1 pseudogene is annotated in these 597 nt (G+C 67.2%); it reads right to left on the bottom strand.

Annotated features, from left to right (window positions below):
- Window positions 1–597: pseudogene (locus AC08ON_RS17170) on the bottom strand (excinuclease ABC subunit UvrA); the annotation flags it as partial.

Below are 597 nucleotides of genomic sequence, written 5' to 3'. Positions count from 1 at the left end.
ACGGCCGGTCGAGCGAGAGGTAGCCCAGCCCGATCTCCACGAACGAGTCGAGGGTCCGCCGCAGCGTGGCGAGCAGCGGCGCGACCGACGGCTCGTCGAGGCCGCGGACCCATTCGGCCAGGTCACTGATCTGCGTCGCGCAGGCGTCGGCGATGTTGATCCCTTTGATCCTGGAGGACCGAGCCGCCTCGCTGAGCCGGGTGCCGCCGCAGTCGGGACAGGCGGTGAAGGTGACCGCCCGGTCCACGAACGCCCGGATATGCGGCTGCAGCGCGTCGGGGTCCTTGGCGAGGAACGACTTCTGGACCTTGGGGACCAGCCCCTCGTAGGTGAGGTTGACACCGTTGACCTTCACCTTGGTCGGTTCCTTGTAGAGGAAGTCCCGGAGTTCCTTCTTCGTGTACTGGCGGATCGGCTTGTTCGGGTCGAGGAAGCCCGACTCGATGAAGATCCCCACCGTCCACCAGCCGTCCACCTTGTAGCCGGGAATGGTGATCGCGCCCTCGGCGAGCGACTTGGAGTCGTCGAAAAGCTGGGTGAGGTCGATCTCGGAGACCGTGCCCCGGCCTTCGCAGCGCGGGCACATGCCGCCGGCGC

The sequence above is a fragment of the Frankia sp. CoWAU3 genome (genome assembly GCF_977971855.1).
Note: the sequence above shows the minus strand (reverse complement) of the source record. Positions and strands in the feature narration are given on the sequence as shown.